Below are 18,873 nucleotides of genomic sequence, written 5' to 3'. Positions count from 1 at the left end.
ATCATCGCAATGTCTTTATCATATCTTTGGGCTTATAAAGCCTAAATCAGCCCTCTATTTTCCTTGGCAAGTCAATTCAAGCCCCAACAAACGAATGATAAATAAAATTTATTTTTTACTCCATTTCGCATAGATAAAAGCAAATTAAAAGATATTGATTCTCATTAGCTTTTAAATAAATAATAAAGGCGCTCTAATTCATCGCAATAAAACCACATTGATTACAAAAGGAATCAAACACATGGCCTATTCTTTACCTGCGCTTCCTTATGCATATGATGCACTCGAACCGAACATTGACACCAAAACAATGGAAATTCATCATAGCAAACACCATCAGACCTATATCAATAATATTAATGGCGCAATTGAAGGCACAGAATGGGAAAAACTCCCTGTAGAGGAACTGGTCGCCAAAGTGAATGAAGTTCCAGCGGACCTTAAAAATATGGTGATCAATAATGGCGGCGGACATGCCAATCATTCACTTTTTTGGACAGTCATGAGCCCGCAAGGAGGTGGTGAACCTACAGGTGATATTGCTAAAGCCATTCATCAGCAACTTGGTGGTTTCGATGCTTTTAAAGATGCATTTACCAAAGCAGCACTGAGTCGTTTTGGTAGTGGTTGGGCATGGCTGAGTGTGACACCTGAACACAAATTAGTGGTCGAAAGCAGTGGCAACCAAGACTCGCCACTGATGCATGGTAATACGCCTATTCTAGGTTTGGATGTATGGGAACATGCGTATTATTTAAAATACCAAAATCGCCGTCCTGAATATATTGCTGCATTTTATAATGTCGTGAATTGGAATGAAGTTAATCGCCGTTATCACCAAACATTACAAGCAAAAGTACAATAATTTTCGAATCAGCTCAGCCTAATTCAGTATCACCATAAAAAACTGGTTAGAGTATTTTATAACGTTCACTAAACGAGCTAAAAACTCTAATCATTGTTGTATCGTATATGTCTCATAACGAAATTTTTTGCATATTTTGTGTATTAAAAGACTGCCCTATTGTCTATAGAATCATTTACAATAAAAGCACTTAATGTAAAACCCAGCAAATTTGCAAGGAATGAAACATGACAACCATTACTTTACCTGCACTTCCATATGGCTATGATGATTTAGCGCCACACATCACTCGCGAAACTTTAGAATACCATCACGACAAACACCACAATACTTATGTTGTTAACTTAAACAACTTAATTAAAGGTACTGACCTTGAAGGCAAAACTTTAGAAGAAATCATCAAAGCTTCTGCTGGTGATGCATCTAAAGCAGGTATCTTTAACAATGCTGCGCAAGTATGGAACCACACGTTCTACTGGAACAGCATGAAGCCAAATGGTGGTGGTAAACCTACAGGCGCGATTGCAGCGAAGATTGACGAAACTTTTGGTAGCTACGAAAAGTTTGCAGAGGAATTTACTGCTGCTGCAACAACTCAATTCGGTTCAGGTTGGGCTTGGTTAGTTGCTGATGAAGTAAACGGTAAATTATCGATTACTAAAACTGCGAATGCAGACACTCCACTTGCACATGGCCAAGTTGCAGTATTAACTATCGACGTATGGGAACACGCTTACTACATCGACTTCCGTAACTTACGTCCTAAGTACATCGCAACTTTCTTAGAAAGCCTAGTAAACTGGGACTATGCAAATGCAAAACTTGCAGGTCAACCAGCAGGTGTTGAGAAATAAGTGATTATTTCTTGAATAAAAAACTGCTCTTCATGGGCAGTTTTTTTATGTCTATATTTTGATGGAATCATTCGACTCAGCCATCCAATTCACTCGCTCTTGTTAAAATAAAGTCTCTTTTACATTGTCCTTAGGTTAATAAAGATAGACCCACTCTCATTGAATAAGTGCTTTCAATAGAAAGCGTCTCATCACTAATAATCAGAAAGGCCATAATTAGTTTTCTTGAAACAAAGATTCAGTCTTAAATATTTATTTTAAAGCAATAAAAAACCCTGCTTACGCAGGGTTTTTTTGAATCAACTCAGTGCTTAGTGAGCAGCGAATTGGTTCATTGTGTTTTTAGCATCATCGTGCGCTTTAAGAGCGTTGTCACCAGAGAAGATTTCTTTGTGATCATCACCGATGTCAGAACCCGCCATTGCTTGGTGTTTAACACAAGCGATACCACCACGGATTTCTTTACGTTGTACGCCAGCAACATATGCCAACATACCTTCAGAACCGAAGTAACCTTGTGCAAGCTCATGAGTAGAAAGAGCAGCAGTATGGTAAGTCGGAAGTGTGATCAAGTGATGGAACACACCTGCTTCACGAGCAGCATCTGCTTGGAATGTACGGATCTTAGCGTCTGCATCAGCAGCTAATTCAGTAGCATCATACTCAGCGCTCATTAATTTAGCACGGTCGTAAGCAGAAACGTCTTTACCTTCAGCAACCCAACGGTCGTAAGCTTGTTGACGGAAGTTTAAAGTCCAGTTGAATGATGGGCTGTTGTTATAAACAAGCTTCGCATTTGGAACAGTTTCACGTACACGGTTAACCATGTGAGCGATTTCTTCTACGTTTGGAGTCGCAGTTTCGATCCAAAGAAGGTCAGCACCATTTTGAAGGCTAGATACACAGTCAAGTACAACACGGTCAATTTGAGTGTCAGCACGGAACTGATACAAACCAGAAGCTAAACGCTTAGGACGGTGTAATTTACCATTACGTTTGATTAAGATTTCATCTTCTTGAGCATCAGCGATGTCAATTTCAGTTGTATCTAAGTAGCTGATGTATTGAGAAGCGATGTCGCCTGGCTCTTTAACCACTGGGATTTTTTGAGTCAAGTCAGCGCCTTCAGAGTCAGTACGTGCAACGATGATACCGTCATCAAGACCCATTTCTAAGAATGCATAACGTAATGCATGAATTTTAGAGATGAAGTCTTCATGTGGAACAGTTACTTTACCAGCTTGGTGACCACATTGTTTCGCATCAGATACTTGGTTTTCGATTTGAAGTGCACAAGCACCCGCTTCGATCATCTTACGTGCAAGTAAGTAAGTCGCTTCTTCGTTACCGAAACCAGCATCGATATCTGCAATAATTGGTACGATGTGAGTTTGGAAACCATCGATTTGAGCAGTGATTTCAGCAGCTTTAGCAGTATCGCCTGCTTCGTTTGCTTTTTTAAGTGCACGGAATAAATCGTTAAGTTCTTTCGCATCAGCTTGACGTAAGAAAGTGTAGATTTCTTCGATCAAAGCAGGTACAGACGTTTTTTCATGCATAGATTGGTCAGGAAGTGGACCAAATTCTGAACGAAGTGCAGCAACCATCCAACCAGAAAGGTAGATATAGCGACGTTCAGTTGTACCAAAGTATTTTTTGTTCGCAATCATTTTTTGTTGCGCGATAAAACCGTGCCAGCAACCTAATGATTGAGTATATTTGCTAGAATCAGCATCATAAGCAGCCATATCACGACGCATAATCGCAGCTGTATATTTAGCAATATCTAAACCAGTTTTGAATTGGTTTTGCATTTGCATACGCGCAGCATCTTCTGGGCTAATATCGCGCCAAGTGTCGCCGAATTTTGCTTTTAGTTCGCGGATTGCATCAATCGCTGTTTGATATGTAGACATGATATATTCCTTTTGCGGATTGGCATCGAATGATCGCTAAAAAATCCTGATTTTATTTAGTCTAGATTTAAAGCACGTCATCAACATGTATCACAGCTTAGTCTTTGGCAAGTGTTTTATCCAATATTCTAGCTTAATCTTCAGTATTTTCTAAAAAAATATATGTATAACCATTTTTCAAAAATGCAAAAAACATAATACAAATAATTGTTTTTATTAAACTTATAAAATACATAGTTATAGCTAATCATCAAGTTTCAGACTCACTTTCTAGACTCATCAGTTCAGAAAAAGCTAAAATTTACTTATTCAAGTTGCAGAAAATGACAATTTTCCTCTATGTTTTTCTTCAATTTGAATACAAAAGCACACCATAAAAAGCCGTCAAAATTAAATAAATCGACAGAATGTGCCAAGTTGGGGGATAAGCATTGCCGCTGTTGCTTTTATGTAGGATTAAGTTACACAAATCCCTCTGAATATGTCATAATTCAAGGCAATTCAAGGATTTTATTTTCGGTATTTTTTTTATGAATCTGGAGCGCGTCGATCTCAATTTATTAATTTATCTTGACGTACTTCTTCGTGAAAAAAATGTCACCCGCGCAGCAGAGCAATTGGGTGTCACCCAGCCTGCGATGAGTAATATTCTACGTCGTTTACGTAATTTATTTAACGACCCCCTACTCATTCGTTCTTCTGAAGGCATGACGCCAACAGAACGTGCATTAGAATTACAGCCACGTATTCGAGATGCGTTAGCTGATCTTTCAATGATCCTTGAACCACGTACTGAATTCCGTCCTTATACCAGTAATCGTGTATTCCGGATTATGACATCCGATTATGCCGAAGCGACTTTGGTACCACGTCTTGTTAAGGCATTACGCTCAGAAGCACCGAACGTTGTCTTGGATTTCTTAACACCAAGTGACGTGTCCTACCGTGATATGGAACAAGGTAAAGTTGATTTAGCGATTAACCGCTTCAACGAAATTCCTCAAAGCTTTCATCAGGTTTTGGTATGGCGTGATAGTTTTAGCTGTATTTTAAATGATAAGCACCCTGCAGTGACTCACCTCAATTTAAAAAGCTATTTAGATGCACAACATATCTGGGTGTCTAAAACGGGCATGGGTGTCGGCTTTGGTGTTAATCCAGAAAAACAAGCGGGCTTAGGTTGGATTGATCAAGCTTTAGAGCGTATTGGTCAACGCCGTAAGATCTCTGTATTTACCCGTCATTATCAAATGCCAGCACTCTTGGCGCAAAATGTAGATTTAATCGCGACGCTACCAACACGTATGGCGCGCTTACAAACACAAAATCCTAGACTGGTTATAAAAGACCCTCCTTTCTATATTCCAGAATTTGAACTAAAAATGGCTTGGTGTCCGTTATTGCATCATCATCCTGCACATCGTTGGCTCAGACAATTGATTTTGTTTGTTGCACGTCAAATGATTGAGGAAGAAAATCGTGAGTATTTGTTGAATAATGGCAATTCACAATTACCACATAGCTTTTTCTAAACAGACACATTAACAAGATGAAATTTCAGCCATATCTTATGTGTGGCTGATTGTTTTAATAATAATATCAATAAAAATTTATTTCTTTTACTTATTGATAGATTATATTCTCTTAAAGAATAAGCGAGTGAAATAATGCGTAACAAACAATTATTTGCATAAGCGATTTTATAGGCTGTGTCCTATCAACATAGGTGATGTATGGATATTTTACAAAGCATGATGATTCTAGTCCTTCTAGTCGCATGTTCATTCTTTTTATCCTTATCTGAAATCGCGATTGCTGGATCACGAAAACTCAAACTCAAACTCATTGCTGAAAGCGGTGAGGAAAGAGCAAATAAAGTCATTGAGTTGCAGGAAAACTCCGCAGACTTTTTCGCATCTACGCAAGTCGGTGTGAATGCTGTCGCGATCCTGGGTGGTATTGTCGGTGAATCCTCATTGCGTCCCTACTTCCATAACTTGGCGACAGAGCTTTATCCAGGCCCTTGGGCAGATACGATCGGATTCAGCTTATCTTTTTTAACAGTCACTTCCCTATTTATCTTATTTGCTGATTTGATGCCAAAACGTCTGGCCATGATTTTCCCAGAAAAATTAGCCATTAAAGTCATCAATCCAATTACCATCTTTATCAAAATCTGCAGACCATTGGCTTGGTTTATTAATATCATTGCAAATTCAATTTTTAGAATCTTTAAAATTGATACTAAACGCGATGACAGTATGACTTTTGATGATATTTCTGCCATCGTAAATGCAGGTGCACAAGCTGGTGTCTTACAAAAACAAGAGCATCATTTCATTGAAAATGTATTTGAGCTTGAAGAACGGACTGTCCCATCCAGCATGACAGCACGAGAAAATATTGTTTATTTCACCTTAAATGAAGCAGAACAGAGTATTCGTCAAAAACTGGCTGAACATCCTTATTCAAAATTCTTAGTGTGTAGTGAACATATTGATCAGGTCATTGGTTATGTCGATGCCAAAGATATTTTGGTGCGTATCTTAAACAATCAGTCCTTTACCCAACTCAATGAATCGACCATCCGTAATGTCCTGATTATTCCAGACTCTTTAACCTTGTCTGAATTGCTGGATCGTTTCCGCTCGACCAAAGAAAAGTTTGCTGTTGTGATCAACGAGTATGCTTTGGTTGTAGGTGTTATCACGCTCAGCGATATTATGATCACGGTCATGGGAGACTGGGTCACACCAATGGATGAGGAAAAGCAGATTATCAAACGCGATAATCATTCTTGGCTGATTGATGGCAGCACACCAATTGAAGATGTAAAACATGCTTTAACTATCGAAGAATTTCCAGAAAATGAAAATTACGAAACGATTGCGGGCTTTATCATGTATCGTTTACGCAAAATCCCACGCCCTGCCGATGCAGTAGAATATGCAGGGTTTAAGTTTGAAGTTGTCGATATTGACCACTATAAAATTGACCAATTACTGGTGACCCAAGTTTTACCAAATCTCGAAGGTGAATCTCCAGCTCCCCAAGATGATTAATCTTGAAAGCTAAAAAAAGCCCATAGATGGGCTTTTTTTTATTTCACAACAAACCAGATCACGGCTGCGAAAATCAATAAAATTAAAATAAATATTTTAATTCCACCACGACTCCGCTGCGCTAACTGCTCTTGAATCTGCGCCTGCTCTTGTGGATGGTCTTGCAAATACTGATCAATTAAATCTTTAGATTCCTTTAGACCTAAACCTGTTTTTTCTCGTGTGATCTTGATTGCATCAATCAGTTGCCCTGCGCGAAGCATAGCTAAAGCTTCTGCAGGAATCGTTGGTGGTAAATTCATAAAAGTAACAATCCTTGTTATTTTCTATTGGCAACCGTATTGATCAGAACAGGATATTTATAATTCCTTAATTCCCGCCATACAATGAAATGAGCTCATCCAGCGTCGCTTGATAGTGAATCCCAATGTCTTCTGCCAAGATTTTATAGGCATTATCAAACTGAACCATCGGCCAACCTTCTTTCCAAAATGGGAAAATATTGTGCAAACCTTCGGTCACGATCGCATCTTCACGAGTAATCGCTTGAGCAACCTGAGCTAAAACCTGTGCAGTTTCTGCACCATCAATCGCTAAATAATCAATACCTCGCACTTTTAAAATACGGATACGATCTTTTTTATAGCGAATTTTTTTCGCCTGACCTGCATTCAAGCCTAATGCCAGTGTCACCGCTTCTACAAACTTTTCTTCAAAGTTTGTATTCAGTGCAACCAAAGCTTGTTTATGTGCTTCTTGACGTCCGGCTTTCCCCCCATTACGGATAATCTCATTTGCTTCCGTATCCAGCTTATCTTTTTTCATAGACTGTAAAATGTCTAAAATTTCGATATCGCTTAAAGATTCAGGAGATTGCTCAATCATGGGAGTCCTAATACACAAAATAAAAAAACATTGTCTCATAAAAGCGTTATCAAAGCAGAATAAAATTGAAAATTGGGATTCTATCTGCATCATTTTTTATGTCAGGTTTCAGAGCTGGCTCTCCAAATGAATCAGATCTTTTTGAAGCGTTATTTATTTGCATAATTATTTATACCCTGATAATATCATTTTACCCGTATAAAACAATCCAAAGAAAATGAATACTCAAACAACAACCTACACTGCCTTTTCAGGGAGTACATTTATCGCAAGTGGGCAACCTGCTGAACTTGCAATTAAGATTAAACTTACGCCTAAGACAGCTGAGAATATTTTAATTTTCAATGATCAAACTGGCCGACAGGTTGATCTTGATCTTTCTGGTTCTGAACAAGAAATTCATCAACGTTATAGCGAGCCTGAGCCGACAAAGAAAGTTGGGCGACCTAAACTTGGAGTCATCTCTCGTGAAATTACCTTACAGAAAAAACATTGGGATTGGTTAGACCAACAGAGTGCAAGTGCTTCTGCTGTGATTCGTAAACTGATTGATAAAGAGCTGAATGACCCAACTTCTGAAAGCAATATCATGCTTGCCAAACAGTCTACAGACCGCTTTATGTCTGCCATGCTAGGTAATATGCCAAATTATGAAGAGGCAACCCGTGCTTTATATCAGGGTGATCGGGAAGTCTTTTTGAAAATAATTCAGGATTATCCTAAAGATCTAAAAGAATATTTAATTCAAAAAACCCAAAATATTTTTTAATTTTTTGATTGTTCCGCCTTTTGATAAGTGGAACAATCAGACTTAACCTATAAATCATCTTCATCACTTATTGAAGATGTCATTTTCATATCAATATTTTTATAATCAACTCTCTGCAAACAATTTAGACATCTCTCTTTCAATTCATCAATCATTTTCTGTTGCTTTACCTCTCCACCATCAAAGTCAGATAAAGCATCAATCTCATCAAAACATGCGATTACATATTTCAGATCGTCAGAAATTATTGTGGATTTTAAGAATTCATTAGAAAAGCTCGACCTTGCTAAAGACCATATTCCAGCTTCAGGAGAAAGAACACCCTGTTTCATTCCCCCTAAAACTCCTAGAGCTAGTGAAGCGATATAGAATTCAGCATTTTTATTCAAGGTTTCAAGTTTCATCTATTAGAAATGTAGTTATATAAAAATATAGAGTATACACAATACAAAAAAACCCGCTTACGCGGGTTTTTACAAAATCAATTCAGCCGATTAAAGACGAACTAATTCCACCACTTTCTCAGCGGCTTCCTCAACCGTTTCAGCAGAAATCTCGGTATCTGTACCATCCACAGTCGTCGTGATAATTACAACACCTGTCTCACGCAACAATGCAATTTGCTCAGCAGTTAAATTTGCTTTCGCAATCGCAACTACACCCTGTTGGATCAATAAGCTTTCTAAAGCTTGAGCTTTCTCGATCAACGATGCAGAAACACCAATCACCGCAGGCTTTTGACCTAAACGAGCTGCACGATCTTCCGCAGTCACAGGATTGCTATGCGCTGTCCATTCAACCGCGGCTTCAACCATACCTGCACCGACCGTCACGTTGCTTAGACGGTCAATAAAGATAAATGAACCTGTGTAACGGCTGTCTTGGTATTGATCAAAGACTACTGGTGCATCAAATTCGACTACAACATCCGCAATTGCATTCAACTCTAGTTCCTCAACTTGCGTGTGCTCCAATGTATTCACATTGACACGGAAGTTAATTGCAGTCACTTTAGCAGGAACAGTTTGCGTACCAATTTTGACGTTGTACAGCTTGCCTTTCACCAAAGGATGTTCATTCATCCAAACAACAGATGCACGCACACTACGTGAAATTAATGGCTGTTCACCTGCACGTACTAGTACGTTGCCACGTGAAATATCAATTTCATCATTTAAGGTTAAAGTAACAGCTTGGCCAGCAACCGCTTGTTCAAGATTTCCATCAAAAGTTACAATCTCTTTAACTGTTGATTTTTTCCCTGATGGCAATGCAATAATTTCATCACCAACATTAATTTCACCCAGCGCAATCGTACCTGCAAAACCACGGAAATCGAGGTTTGGACGATTCACATACTGAACAGGGAAACGGAATTCACGCTTATTCGATTCACGTTTAATTTCCACTGACTCAAGAAGGTTCATCAAGGTTTGACCCTTGTACCACGGCGTACTTGCAGATGGATTAACGACGTTATCACCATTCAATGCCGAAATCGGAACAAATACAATATTTTCAGGGCGACGATCACCGAGTTGACTGACGAAGGCATCATATTCAACTTGGATTTCATTGAAACGCGCTTCAGAGAACTCAACCAAGTCCATCTTGTTAATCGCGACAACGATATTTTTAATACCGAGTAAGCTTGCAATGAACGAATGGCGACGAGTTTGTGTTTGTACACCATAACGTGCATCGATCAAGATAATCGCAAGATCGGCCGTTGATGCGCCCGTTGCCATATTACGTGTGTATTGTTCATGTCCAGGCGTATCGGCAATGATGAACTTACGCTTTTCGGTAGAGAAATAGCGATAAGCCACGTCAATGGTAATACCTTGCTCACGTTCAGCCTGTAAACCATCAACCAGTAAGGCAAGGTCAGGTGCATCACCTGTAGTACCTACTTTCTTACTGTCACGTGTTACCGCTTGCAATTGATCTTCATAAATCAATTTTGAATCGTAAAGTAAACGACCAATTAAGGTACTTTTACCATCATCGACATTACCGCACGTCAAAAACCGCAATAAATCTTTTTGCTCATGCTGTTTTAAATATCCCAAGATGTCTTGGCTAATAAGATCTGATTGATGAGACATTGCTCAAAACTCCACATATTCTTTAGAAATCGGTTTTAATCTCCCTAAATCCCTCTTTCAAAAGAGGAACTTGCTTAAGGAAATTAGAAATAACCTTCTTGCTTTTTCTTTTCCATCGAACCAGCCTCATCATGATCAATCATACGACCCTGACGCTCAGAGCTAGTTGCTAAAAGCATTTCTTGGATAATTTCAGGCAAGGTATCTGCTTCAGACTCAACTGCACCGGTTAAGGGGTAACAACCAAGTGTACGGAAACGTACCGATTTCATTTGTGGAACTTCACCCTCTTTTAAGCGCATACGTTCATCATCAACCATGATTAACGTACCACTACGCTCAACCACAGGTCGAACCGCGGAGAAATAAAGAGGAACGAGTTGAATGTTTTCCAAATAGATATATTGCCAGATATCTAACTCAGTCCAGTTAGACAATGGGAATACACGAATACTTTCGCCTTTGTTCACTTTACCGTTGTAAAGGTTCCAAAGTTCTGGACGTTGGTTTTTTGGATCCCAACGATGTTTATTGTCACGGAAAGAATACACACGCTCTTTGGCACGCGATTTTTCTTCATCACGACGTGCACCACCAAAAGCAGCATCAAACTGATACTTATCCAAAGCTTGTTTTAAACCTTGGGTTTTCATGATATCCGTATATTTTGAACTGCCATGATCAAACGGGTTAATCCCAGCCTCACGACCTTCTACATTCTGATGCACGATCAAATCGAAGCCATGCGTTTTGGCCATGTTGTCACGAAAAGCAATCATGTCTTTAAACTTCCAACCCGTATCTACATGCAATAGTGGGAATGGGAGTTTCGCTGGATAGAATGCTTTTAATGCCAAATGCAACATCACTGCCGAGTCTTTACCAATCGAGTAAAGCATCACAGGATTTTCAAATTCAGCTGCAACTTCACGAATAATATGAATACTTTCTGCCTCAAGTTGCTTGAGGTGAGTTAATCTATTTTCAGTCATGTACAATTTCCTCCTTATCCATGCTATCCATAAAATCTATAAGCGGTATTAAACCACCACTTTGAAGACTGTGTGGAGGAACGAGTGCCATAACAACTCCAATTTTTCATGATATCGATATTCTTACTTGCAGTAGAACTTGCTACTGAGTAAAGGTTATTCATTATAATAATTTAGATTCAGTTCTTTAGCTTGTTTTTTCATATCAATATGCAAAATTATGATATGAAAATAAGATTCATAGATATTAAAACAATCCACTTTACATAAATGAAGCAAAGTAAAAGAAGCTCCTAAGAGCTTCTTTTACTATATACATGAATTAGAAACGGAACATCTTTGTTTCCAGAGGAATTTCAACACCAACTGAAACCCCGCCATCACGACCATCACGATCTGAGTCACTGACCCAGCCATTCACTTTTAATGGAATAGTCGGTTTCAGATAATGCGTCCAAGTCAAATCAAGACCTTTTACGGTATCCTCTTTTGGAAATGCTGCATTAATTGCCAAGTTGGATTGATTCACTTTGGCATATATAACACGCCCATTTAAACGATTCATCAGATCAAAACGAATATCACCGCCAACCGAATACATTTGACCATCACCACCAATCGCGTGTCCCAATGGGAAACCGTGTTGGTAATAACCATCTTTATAGGTCGTATGGGTATAAGAAATTTTTCTTACTTCGCCATTGGTACGCGTATCCGCCCATTCAGCATAAAGCTGGTATGGCATATTTTTATAGCTCGATGAAAAATCAGCACCACCAAGGTACATATATTTAGCTGGTAGGCCACCTGCTTCATCTTCACCTACAAATTGCGTATATAAACTCACAGGCACATTCAATAATGGCTGTAAGAACAATCGACCATCAAAACCAGCAATCTGGTTAGATGGATCAGCTTTTCCCGTACCGCCATTATCTTTTGTTCCAGTGAAAGCATCCCAAAGCGAACTCAAACTTTCTGGTCGTCCTTCACCGCCCCACTGAATTGCACGTGAAGCACCAATTTCTAAGGCTTGGAATGGACGAGCTGTTAAACGCAAACCGATCAATTTAGTATCTGGCACCGCTTTATAATCATCCAGTTGCCCAGCAAAAGCTTGGTATTGCCAAGGACCAATCCAAGACAGCCATTTTGTTTCAAATGCATTTTGCACTGCACGTTGCGCAGTCACACCATAAACAGGGCGACTCGCATCACCACGGATCAAACTACCATCATGCCCAGGTCCCCAATAGGTCGGAATCTGACCAGCGATGACCCACTGATTCCACAGCTTGCCTGCAATGTATGAACCTTCAACATTTGCATCATGCCCATTATCAATTAATGGATCTTTTTCGCCATTCACACGAAGTTTTGCATCCCAATTTTCACCGCCCGCATTAAACTCAACTGCAGCCTGATATTGAGATTTCTGATTGTCACCGAATGCTTGCGGAACAGTCTTAATATCTGTTCCAGCATGTAAGCCCACTTTCACAGTTGCATTATCTGCTTGTAAGGCGTTTACAATAGAATTCACAACCTTTTGCTGTGTATTATTACTGATCTTTGCTTGAGACAATGCACGTTGAATTTCATCACCGCTCATCGGCCAAGTCGATGTACTGATTTGAATTACACCTTGTTGGTTGAGCCAATTCAGATCAGTTCTTAAATTTTCATCATTGAGCACAATACCCTGTGCAAATACTGGGAAAGAAAGAGAAGCGAATAATGCGATATAAAGCGATTTTTTTAAAAACATATCCAAACTGTTCTCAAATTTATTTATGGTGACATGATCGTTGGTTTATGAGTAGTTTTCAATCGTCAAACGAAACAATTACATTTTTTAACATGCAACATAAATTGACAATAATTGATGCCAATCAGTAACATTTAATTCATCTATAACACAACTGAAATCAAATAATGAAAAAGATGATTGCGACATTTGTCATTATGACAGCAATTTCTACCCCTGCTTTTGCTCAACCCACAACGAAAGAATCTGTAAAAGAGTTGTTAAAGATAACCAAGTCAGAACAATTCCTCGGTCAAATGAGTCAGCAGATCAATAGCATGATGCATTCAAGTATAGAAAAGATCACTCAAGGAAGAAAATTAACGACCAAACAGGAGCTTGCCGTTGTTAACTACACTCAGGAACTCGGCAAAATTATGCAAGAAGAATTAACATGGGCAAAATTAGAACCTGAAATGATCAAAATCTATGCTGAAGAGTTTAGCCAAGAAGAAATCGACGGTATGATTAAATTTTATAAAACGCCTGTAGGGCAATCGACTATTGATAAAATGCCAATTGTCATGCAAAAAAGTATGCAAGTGGGCTACAAACAAATGGATGCCATTACACCTAAAATTATGCAAGCTGCTGATAAACTAGCAAAAGATATGCAAGCAGAATAATCAGTCAACATAAAAAAGCCACTTTTAAAGTGGCTTTTTTATTAATCAAAGAATTAATCTTTACGGCGCATATGCGGGAACAACAACACGTCACGAATACTCGCAGCATTGGCAAACAACATCACCAAACGGTCAATACCGATGCCTTGACCTGCTGTCGGTGGCAAGCCATATTCCAATGCTTCGATAAAGTCAGCATCGTAATGCATTGCTTCGTCATCACCAGCATCTTTCTCAGCAACCTGTGCTTGGAAACGCTCAGCCTGATCAATCGGGTCATTTAACTCAGAGAAACCATTTGCCAGTTCACGACCACCAATAAAGAACTCGAAACGATCAGTAATATGTGGATTATCATCATTACGACGTGCAAGTGGTGACGTTTCAGCTGGATATTCAGTAATGAAAGTAGGCTGACGTAGCTTCGTTTCTACCGTTTCTTCAAATACGATGGTTTGCAATTTACCTAAACCAAAACCAGGTTTCACCTGCTCTTTTAAAACATCTTTGGTAAATTTCGCCAAGAACTCGCGATCATTCACATTTTCAGGTGTGAAATCAGGGTTATTCTCAAGAATTGCATCAAACATTGAGATCTTTTTGAATGGACCTTTGAAGCTATAGACTTCTTCACCATAAGGCACATCAGTAGAACCCAAGATATCGACTGCCAATTTTTCAAGCATATTTTCAGTCAATACCATCAAGTCTTTATAATCTGCATAGGCTTGATAGAATTCAATCATAGTGAATTCTGGGTTGTGGCGTGTCGAAACCCCTTCATTACGGAAGTTACGGTTAATTTCAAACACACGCTCAAAACCACCTACCACAAGGCGTTTTAAATAGAGTTCTGGTGCAACGCGTAAATACAACTCCATGTCCAAAGCATTATGATGCGTTACGAATGGCTTTGCAGATGCACCACCAGGAATGACATGCATCATTGGCGTTTCAACTTCCATGAAGCGTTCATTGGTCAAGAAGGCACGAATACCTGCAACCACTTGGGCACGAATTTCAAAAGTCTTACGCGTCTCTTCATTTACAATCAAATCTAAATAACGTTTACGATATTTAGCTTCTGTATCAGTTAAACCGTGGAATTTATCTGGCAGTGGACGAAGTGATTTGGTCAGTAATTCAAAACCTTCAAGGTGTACATATAAGTCACCTTTACCCGAACGCCCAATATAACCTTCAGCAGCGATGATATCGCCAAGGTCTAAACTTTTAATCGTTTCTAAAATGTCAGCTGGCAAACCTTTACGGTCCACATAAAGTTGGATACGACCTGTCATGTCCTGGATCACCATAAATGATCCACGGTTTAACATCACACGACCCGCAACTTTTACATAAACTTTTTCAGCACCTTCAATTTGCGCTTTATCTTGATCTTTAAACTGTTCTTGCAAATCAGCAGCATAATGCTCACGTTTAAACGTGTTTGGCCACGGGCTCTTACCCGTTTGTTTTGCAGTCTCTTGGATTTGCTTTAATTTGGCATGACGCTGTGCGATTAAATCGTTTTCGGAAAGTGTTTGTTCAGAAGTCGATTGAGCGTTTTGTTGCGTCATCTCTGCCTCGATTAAGTAAAAAATGAAGTGACATAGAATAGCAGATCACAACTCATTTTCGTATTGTTTCAACCAGACAATTCAAAAAAATCAAGATTTATCAATTTTGAATATAGATAACACAACAATCACCCTCTGCTGATGATCACAATTACAACTTATTTTTCAGCCAGATGCTTGACCATGGCAAGTCCCTGATCAAAGCCTTTATTCATAAATTCTGCATGCTCTGGTTGAATATCGACTTCTACATGCAGTTGTGTTTCACCATTAAAATCAAACAGCATATATTTTTCCAAAGCACCTGCCCAAGACTTTACAGTCTCACTCTCCAGATCTTCTTTGCCGTTCTCGATCATCCCAAGATGTTTAAAAACAATCTCTTTAGGCTCATCTATACTTTCAATGGTGGAGATCATGCCATTGCCTTTACCATCACCAAAATAAGTTTTGCCACCGACTTTCCAATCCGTCGTCATGGTTGAATCACATGCAAAGAATTTTGTCCATGCTTGATAACTTTCTGGAGTCCAAAGAACTTCCCAAACTTTCTCAGGGGTCGCATAAATTTTTATATTATAAGATAAGGTTTCCATGTTTTTTTCTCCTTGATCATTGTTTTCATCATCATATATTGATTCTGAATGTTTGTTTTTTATACACACTATATTTATACATTTTGGCTTTTTTAAACTGTATAAGCGTTATATTTTTACAAAAAATTAGAGCAATTGCTCAAATAACAAGACTTTCAGATAGAATTGCCATATCACTTTTTGAATAAATGATTAAACTCTTGCATTTACTTTACTTAAATGTCGTTCTGCGTAAAAATCTAACTCCCGATTAGCATAAGTTAGTTCCTATTGCAGCGATCATAGCGACATTACGGAATAGTTTTACTGAAAGGCAACTTGAACATACCTATCAGTTTGGAGAGTCACATGAAAAAATATCAATGTATCGTTTGTGGTTGGATTTACGACGAAGCAGAAGGTTGGCCACAAGACGGCATTGCAGCAGGGACCAAATGGGAAGATATCCCAGATGATTGGACTTGCCCAGATTGCGGCGTTTCAAAAGCTGATTTTGAAATGGTTGAAATCTAAATAGATCGAGAAGGCCGTGACAATGATCATGGTCTTTTTTTTGCTATCGTTTGTTTTTAAATAAGAAAATATTGGAGAATAGAATGCATCCTATCGTTATCATCGGATCGGGCATGGCAGGTTACACCGTAGCGCGAGAGTTTCGTAAACTAAGTCCTGAACAAGAACTGGTTATGATCTGTGCAGATGATGCGGTAAATTATGCAAAACCAACATTATCCAATGCCTTTGCGGGGAACAAAGCACCAGAACAAATCGCTTTAGGCGATGCGACTAAAATGGCAACTCAACTGAATATGCGTATTGAAGCAGATACTTGGGTAAAAGCCATTGATGCTGAAAACCACGAAATTATATTAGAAAAAAATGGTCAAACCATTACTCAGCCTTATTCAAAGTTAGTATTGGCTGTCGGTGCAAACCCGATTCGATTAGCCATTGCGGGTGATGGCAGTGATGACATTCATGTCGTGAACTCGCTGATCGACTACCGTATCTTCCGTGAAAACCTTGCAAAACGTAAAGATAAACGTGTGGTTATTCTTGGTGCAGGTCTGATTGGCTGTGAATTTGCCAATGACTTATTGCATAGCCAATATGATGTTACAGTGATTGACTTAGCCCCTCAGCCCCTCGGTCGCTTATTACCGAACCATGTCGCTGAAGCCTTCAAAACCAATTTAGAGCAGGCAGGCATTAAGTTCGCCCTCTCTACCACGGTTGAAAAAGTCACCAAAATTAACAATGGTGAAGACTACGAAGTCACTTTAGCTACCGGTCAAACCTTAGTGGCAGATATTGTACTATCCGCGATTGGTTTACAGCCGAATATCGCTTTAGCAAAAACAGCAGACATTCAAACCAGTCGTGGCATTATTACCAACACATTGCTAGAAACCAATCAAGCTGATATCTATGCTGTTGGAGACTGTGCAGAAGTAAATGGCACGTTATTGCCATATGTGATGCCAATCATGCAACAAGCACGCGCTTTAGCAAAAACCCTCAGTGGTCAAAGTACAGCGGTACACTACCCAGCGATGCCAGTTGCGGTAAAAACACCAGCTGCGCCATTGACGGTTTTACCTGCACCACTTAATGTGGATGTGAACTGGGAAACTGAAGAGTTTGATGACGGTATGCTTGCCAAAGCAGCTGATGGCGAAGGAACCTTAAGAGGTTTTGTACTGTTAGGCCCAACTGCAGGCAAACAGCGTTTAACACTTACCAAGCTGGTTCCTGACTTGATTCCAGCGCAAGTTTAAGGTTTAAATACGAGAGTTTGTTGAGAAAAGAATTTCCTCCAAACTCTCTACGCAATAAGAAGAATACTATTTGGAACGAAGATCATGAACAGTGCCCTCCAATTTAACGTGTCACCCTATGCGTCTTTTATGCAGGAAACCAAAGTTACTTTGGGCAATGGCATTGAACTACATGTTGAAATGGGTGGGAATCCCGAGCATCCAACGATCTTATTAATCATGGGCCTAGGCGCACAAATGCTGTTTTGGCCTGATTTCTTCTGTAAAGCCTTAATCGATCAAGGTTTCCGTGTGGTCCGCTTTGATAACCGTGATATTGGTTTATCTTCTAAAATTCGCAATAAAGGCAAACGACTCAATACCATGAAATTGATGAGTCGCTTCATGTTTGGCCTTCGCAATGAAGGTGCACCTTATACCTTATATGATATGGCCGATGATGTGGCGATGCTGATTGATCAATTAGGTATCGAAAAAGCCTACATTATTGGTGCCTCAATGGGCGGAATGATTTCACAGATTGTTGCTGCGAAATATCCAGAAAAAGTAGAAAAAATCGGTTTGTTATTTACCAGTAATAATCAACCATTTTTACCTCCGCCTTTTCCAAAGCAGCTTTTCAGTTTATTAGGTAAACCTGAGGGGCATGATGAAGAAACAATTATTAATCATAGTTTAAATGTTTTCCGCATAATCGGTTCACCTGGTTATGTCAATCCAGTCGAATCAATTCAAACCATTCGCAAATTATATCGACGTAGTTTTTACCCAGCGGGTGTACTTCAACAATTTTTAGCAATATTATGTACAGGTTCTTTGTTAGCATTGAACAAAACAATTACTCAGCCGACATTGGTTGTACACGGATCAAAAGATCGCCTGTTACCACCAAGTCACGGGAAAGCTGTTGCAAAAGCAATTTCTGGTGCTAAGTTTGAATTAATTCAAGGAATGGGGCATGATATTCCTGCACATTTCATTCCGCAACTTAGTGGTTTGTTTACTCACCACTTTAGATCATCACACTAGGACACT

General features: G+C 39.2%; 18 protein-coding genes. 9 read left to right on the top strand and 9 right to left on the bottom strand.

Going from position 1 to position 18,873, the window contains the following annotated elements; genetic code table 11:
- Nucleotides 1-241: 241 nt before the first annotated feature.
- Nucleotides 242-865 carry a superoxide dismutase gene (locus F909_RS18020; RefSeq protein WP_005145456.1) on the top strand — a complete coding sequence of 208 codons (624 nt, stop codon included), beginning with the start codon at nt 242-244 and terminating at the stop codon, nt 863-865.
- 227 nt (nt 866-1,092) lie between these two features.
- Nucleotides 1,093-1,719: a superoxide dismutase gene (locus F909_RS18025; protein ID WP_005145453.1), complete on the top strand. Its 627-nt coding sequence runs from the start codon at nt 1,093-1,095 to the stop codon at nt 1,717-1,719.
- Between the two features lie 311 nt (nt 1,720-2,030).
- On the opposite strand, the gene F909_RS18030 is transcribed toward F909_RS18025, so the two are convergent.
- Nucleotides 2,031-3,635, bottom strand: a complete 1,605-nt coding sequence (locus F909_RS18030; RefSeq protein ID WP_005145450.1) for an isocitrate lyase — start codon at nt 3,633-3,635, stop codon at nt 2,031-2,033.
- A gap of 530 nt (nt 3,636-4,165) precedes the next feature.
- On the opposite strand from F909_RS18030, the gene F909_RS18035 reads away from it, so the two are divergent.
- Nucleotides 4,166-5,167, top strand: coding sequence for a LysR family transcriptional regulator (locus tag F909_RS18035; RefSeq protein ID WP_004808464.1), 1,002 nt, complete (start codon nt 4,166-4,168; stop codon nt 5,165-5,167).
- A gap of 201 nt (nt 5,168-5,368) precedes the next feature.
- A complete protein-coding gene (locus tag F909_RS18040) occupies nt 5,369-6,697 on the top strand; it encodes a polyamine export protein PaeA (protein WP_005145448.1) in 1,329 nt (442 codons plus the stop codon).
- 38 nt (nt 6,698-6,735) lie between these two features.
- On the opposite strand, the gene F909_RS18045 is transcribed toward F909_RS18040, so the two are convergent.
- Together F909_RS18045 and F909_RS18050 are read right to left on the bottom strand one after the other, a co-directional pair.
- Nucleotides 6,736-6,999, bottom strand: coding sequence for a ribosomal protein L7/L12 (locus tag F909_RS18045; RefSeq protein ID WP_005145444.1), 264 nt, complete (start codon nt 6,997-6,999; stop codon nt 6,736-6,738).
- 67 nt (nt 7,000-7,066) lie between these two features.
- Entirely contained in the window at nt 7,067-7,582 is a 516-nt protein-coding gene (locus tag F909_RS18050) for a hypothetical protein (RefSeq protein ID WP_005145441.1), read from the bottom strand.
- 217 nt (nt 7,583-7,799) lie between these two features.
- Between F909_RS18050 and F909_RS18055 the strand changes: the two genes are divergently transcribed.
- On the top strand, nt 7,800-8,351 hold the full coding sequence (locus F909_RS18055) for a DUF2239 family protein (protein WP_005145438.1): 552 nt from the start codon (nt 7,800-7,802) through the stop codon (nt 8,349-8,351).
- Nucleotides 8,352-8,398: 47 nt separating this feature from the next.
- On the opposite strand, the gene F909_RS18060 is transcribed toward F909_RS18055, so the two are convergent.
- From F909_RS18060 to F909_RS18075, 4 genes are all read right to left on the bottom strand, one after another.
- Entirely contained in the window at nt 8,399-8,755 is a 357-nt protein-coding gene (locus F909_RS18060) for a hypothetical protein (protein ID WP_005145436.1), read from the bottom strand.
- 90 nt (nt 8,756-8,845) lie between these two features.
- Nucleotides 8,846-10,459: a sulfate adenylyltransferase subunit CysN gene (gene cysN, locus F909_RS18065; protein WP_005145434.1), complete on the bottom strand. Its 1,614-nt coding sequence runs from the start codon at nt 10,457-10,459 to the stop codon at nt 8,846-8,848.
- Nucleotides 10,460-10,542: 83 nt separating this feature from the next.
- On the bottom strand, nt 10,543-11,451 hold the full coding sequence (gene cysD, locus F909_RS18070) for a sulfate adenylyltransferase subunit CysD (protein WP_004808480.1): 909 nt from the start codon (nt 11,449-11,451) through the stop codon (nt 10,543-10,545).
- A 322-nt stretch (nt 11,452-11,773) separates the two neighbouring features.
- On the bottom strand, nt 11,774-13,219 hold the full coding sequence (locus F909_RS18075) for a capsule assembly Wzi family protein (RefSeq protein WP_005145432.1): 1,446 nt from the start codon (nt 13,217-13,219) through the stop codon (nt 11,774-11,776).
- A 167-nt stretch (nt 13,220-13,386) separates the two neighbouring features.
- On the opposite strand from F909_RS18075, the gene F909_RS18080 reads away from it, so the two are divergent.
- Nucleotides 13,387-13,884, top strand: coding sequence for a DUF2059 domain-containing protein (locus F909_RS18080; protein ID WP_005145431.1), 498 nt, complete (start codon nt 13,387-13,389; stop codon nt 13,882-13,884).
- 53 nt (nt 13,885-13,937) lie between these two features.
- On the opposite strand, the gene lysS is transcribed toward F909_RS18080, so the two are convergent.
- Together lysS and F909_RS18090 are read right to left on the bottom strand one after the other, a co-directional pair.
- The gene (gene lysS, locus F909_RS18085; protein WP_004808486.1) at nt 13,938-15,464 is read right to left on the bottom strand and encodes a lysine--tRNA ligase; all 1,527 of its coding nucleotides are present in this window, start codon (nt 15,462-15,464) and stop codon (nt 13,938-13,940) included.
- A 158-nt stretch (nt 15,465-15,622) separates the two neighbouring features.
- Nucleotides 15,623-16,060, bottom strand: a complete 438-nt coding sequence (locus F909_RS18090) for an SRPBCC family protein (protein WP_004808488.1) — start codon at nt 16,058-16,060, stop codon at nt 15,623-15,625.
- Between the two features lie 348 nt (nt 16,061-16,408).
- Here F909_RS18090 and rubA point away from each other — a divergent pair, with 348 nt between their 5' ends.
- From rubA to estB, 3 genes are all read left to right on the top strand, one after another.
- Nucleotides 16,409-16,573, top strand: a complete 165-nt coding sequence (rubA, locus tag F909_RS18095; protein ID WP_004678010.1) for a rubredoxin RubA — start codon at nt 16,409-16,411, stop codon at nt 16,571-16,573.
- Nucleotides 16,574-16,656: 83 nt separating this feature from the next.
- Nucleotides 16,657-17,838 (top strand): rubredoxin reductase RubB, encoded by a 1,182-nt coding sequence (gene rubB / locus F909_RS18100; RefSeq protein WP_005145428.1) that lies wholly within the window; start codon nt 16,657-16,659, stop codon nt 17,836-17,838.
- 84 nt (nt 17,839-17,922) lie between these two features.
- Nucleotides 17,923-18,867 carry an esterase EstB gene (gene estB, locus F909_RS18105; protein ID WP_005145426.1) on the top strand — a complete coding sequence of 315 codons (945 nt, stop codon included), beginning with the start codon at nt 17,923-17,925 and terminating at the stop codon, nt 18,865-18,867.
- The last annotated feature ends 6 nt before the right edge of the window (nt 18,868-18,873 follow it).

The organism is Acinetobacter sp. ANC 3929 (assembly GCF_000369405.1).
GTDB lineage: Bacteria > Pseudomonadota > Gammaproteobacteria > Pseudomonadales > Moraxellaceae > Acinetobacter.
This window is presented reverse-complemented; position numbering and strand designations above follow the sequence as displayed.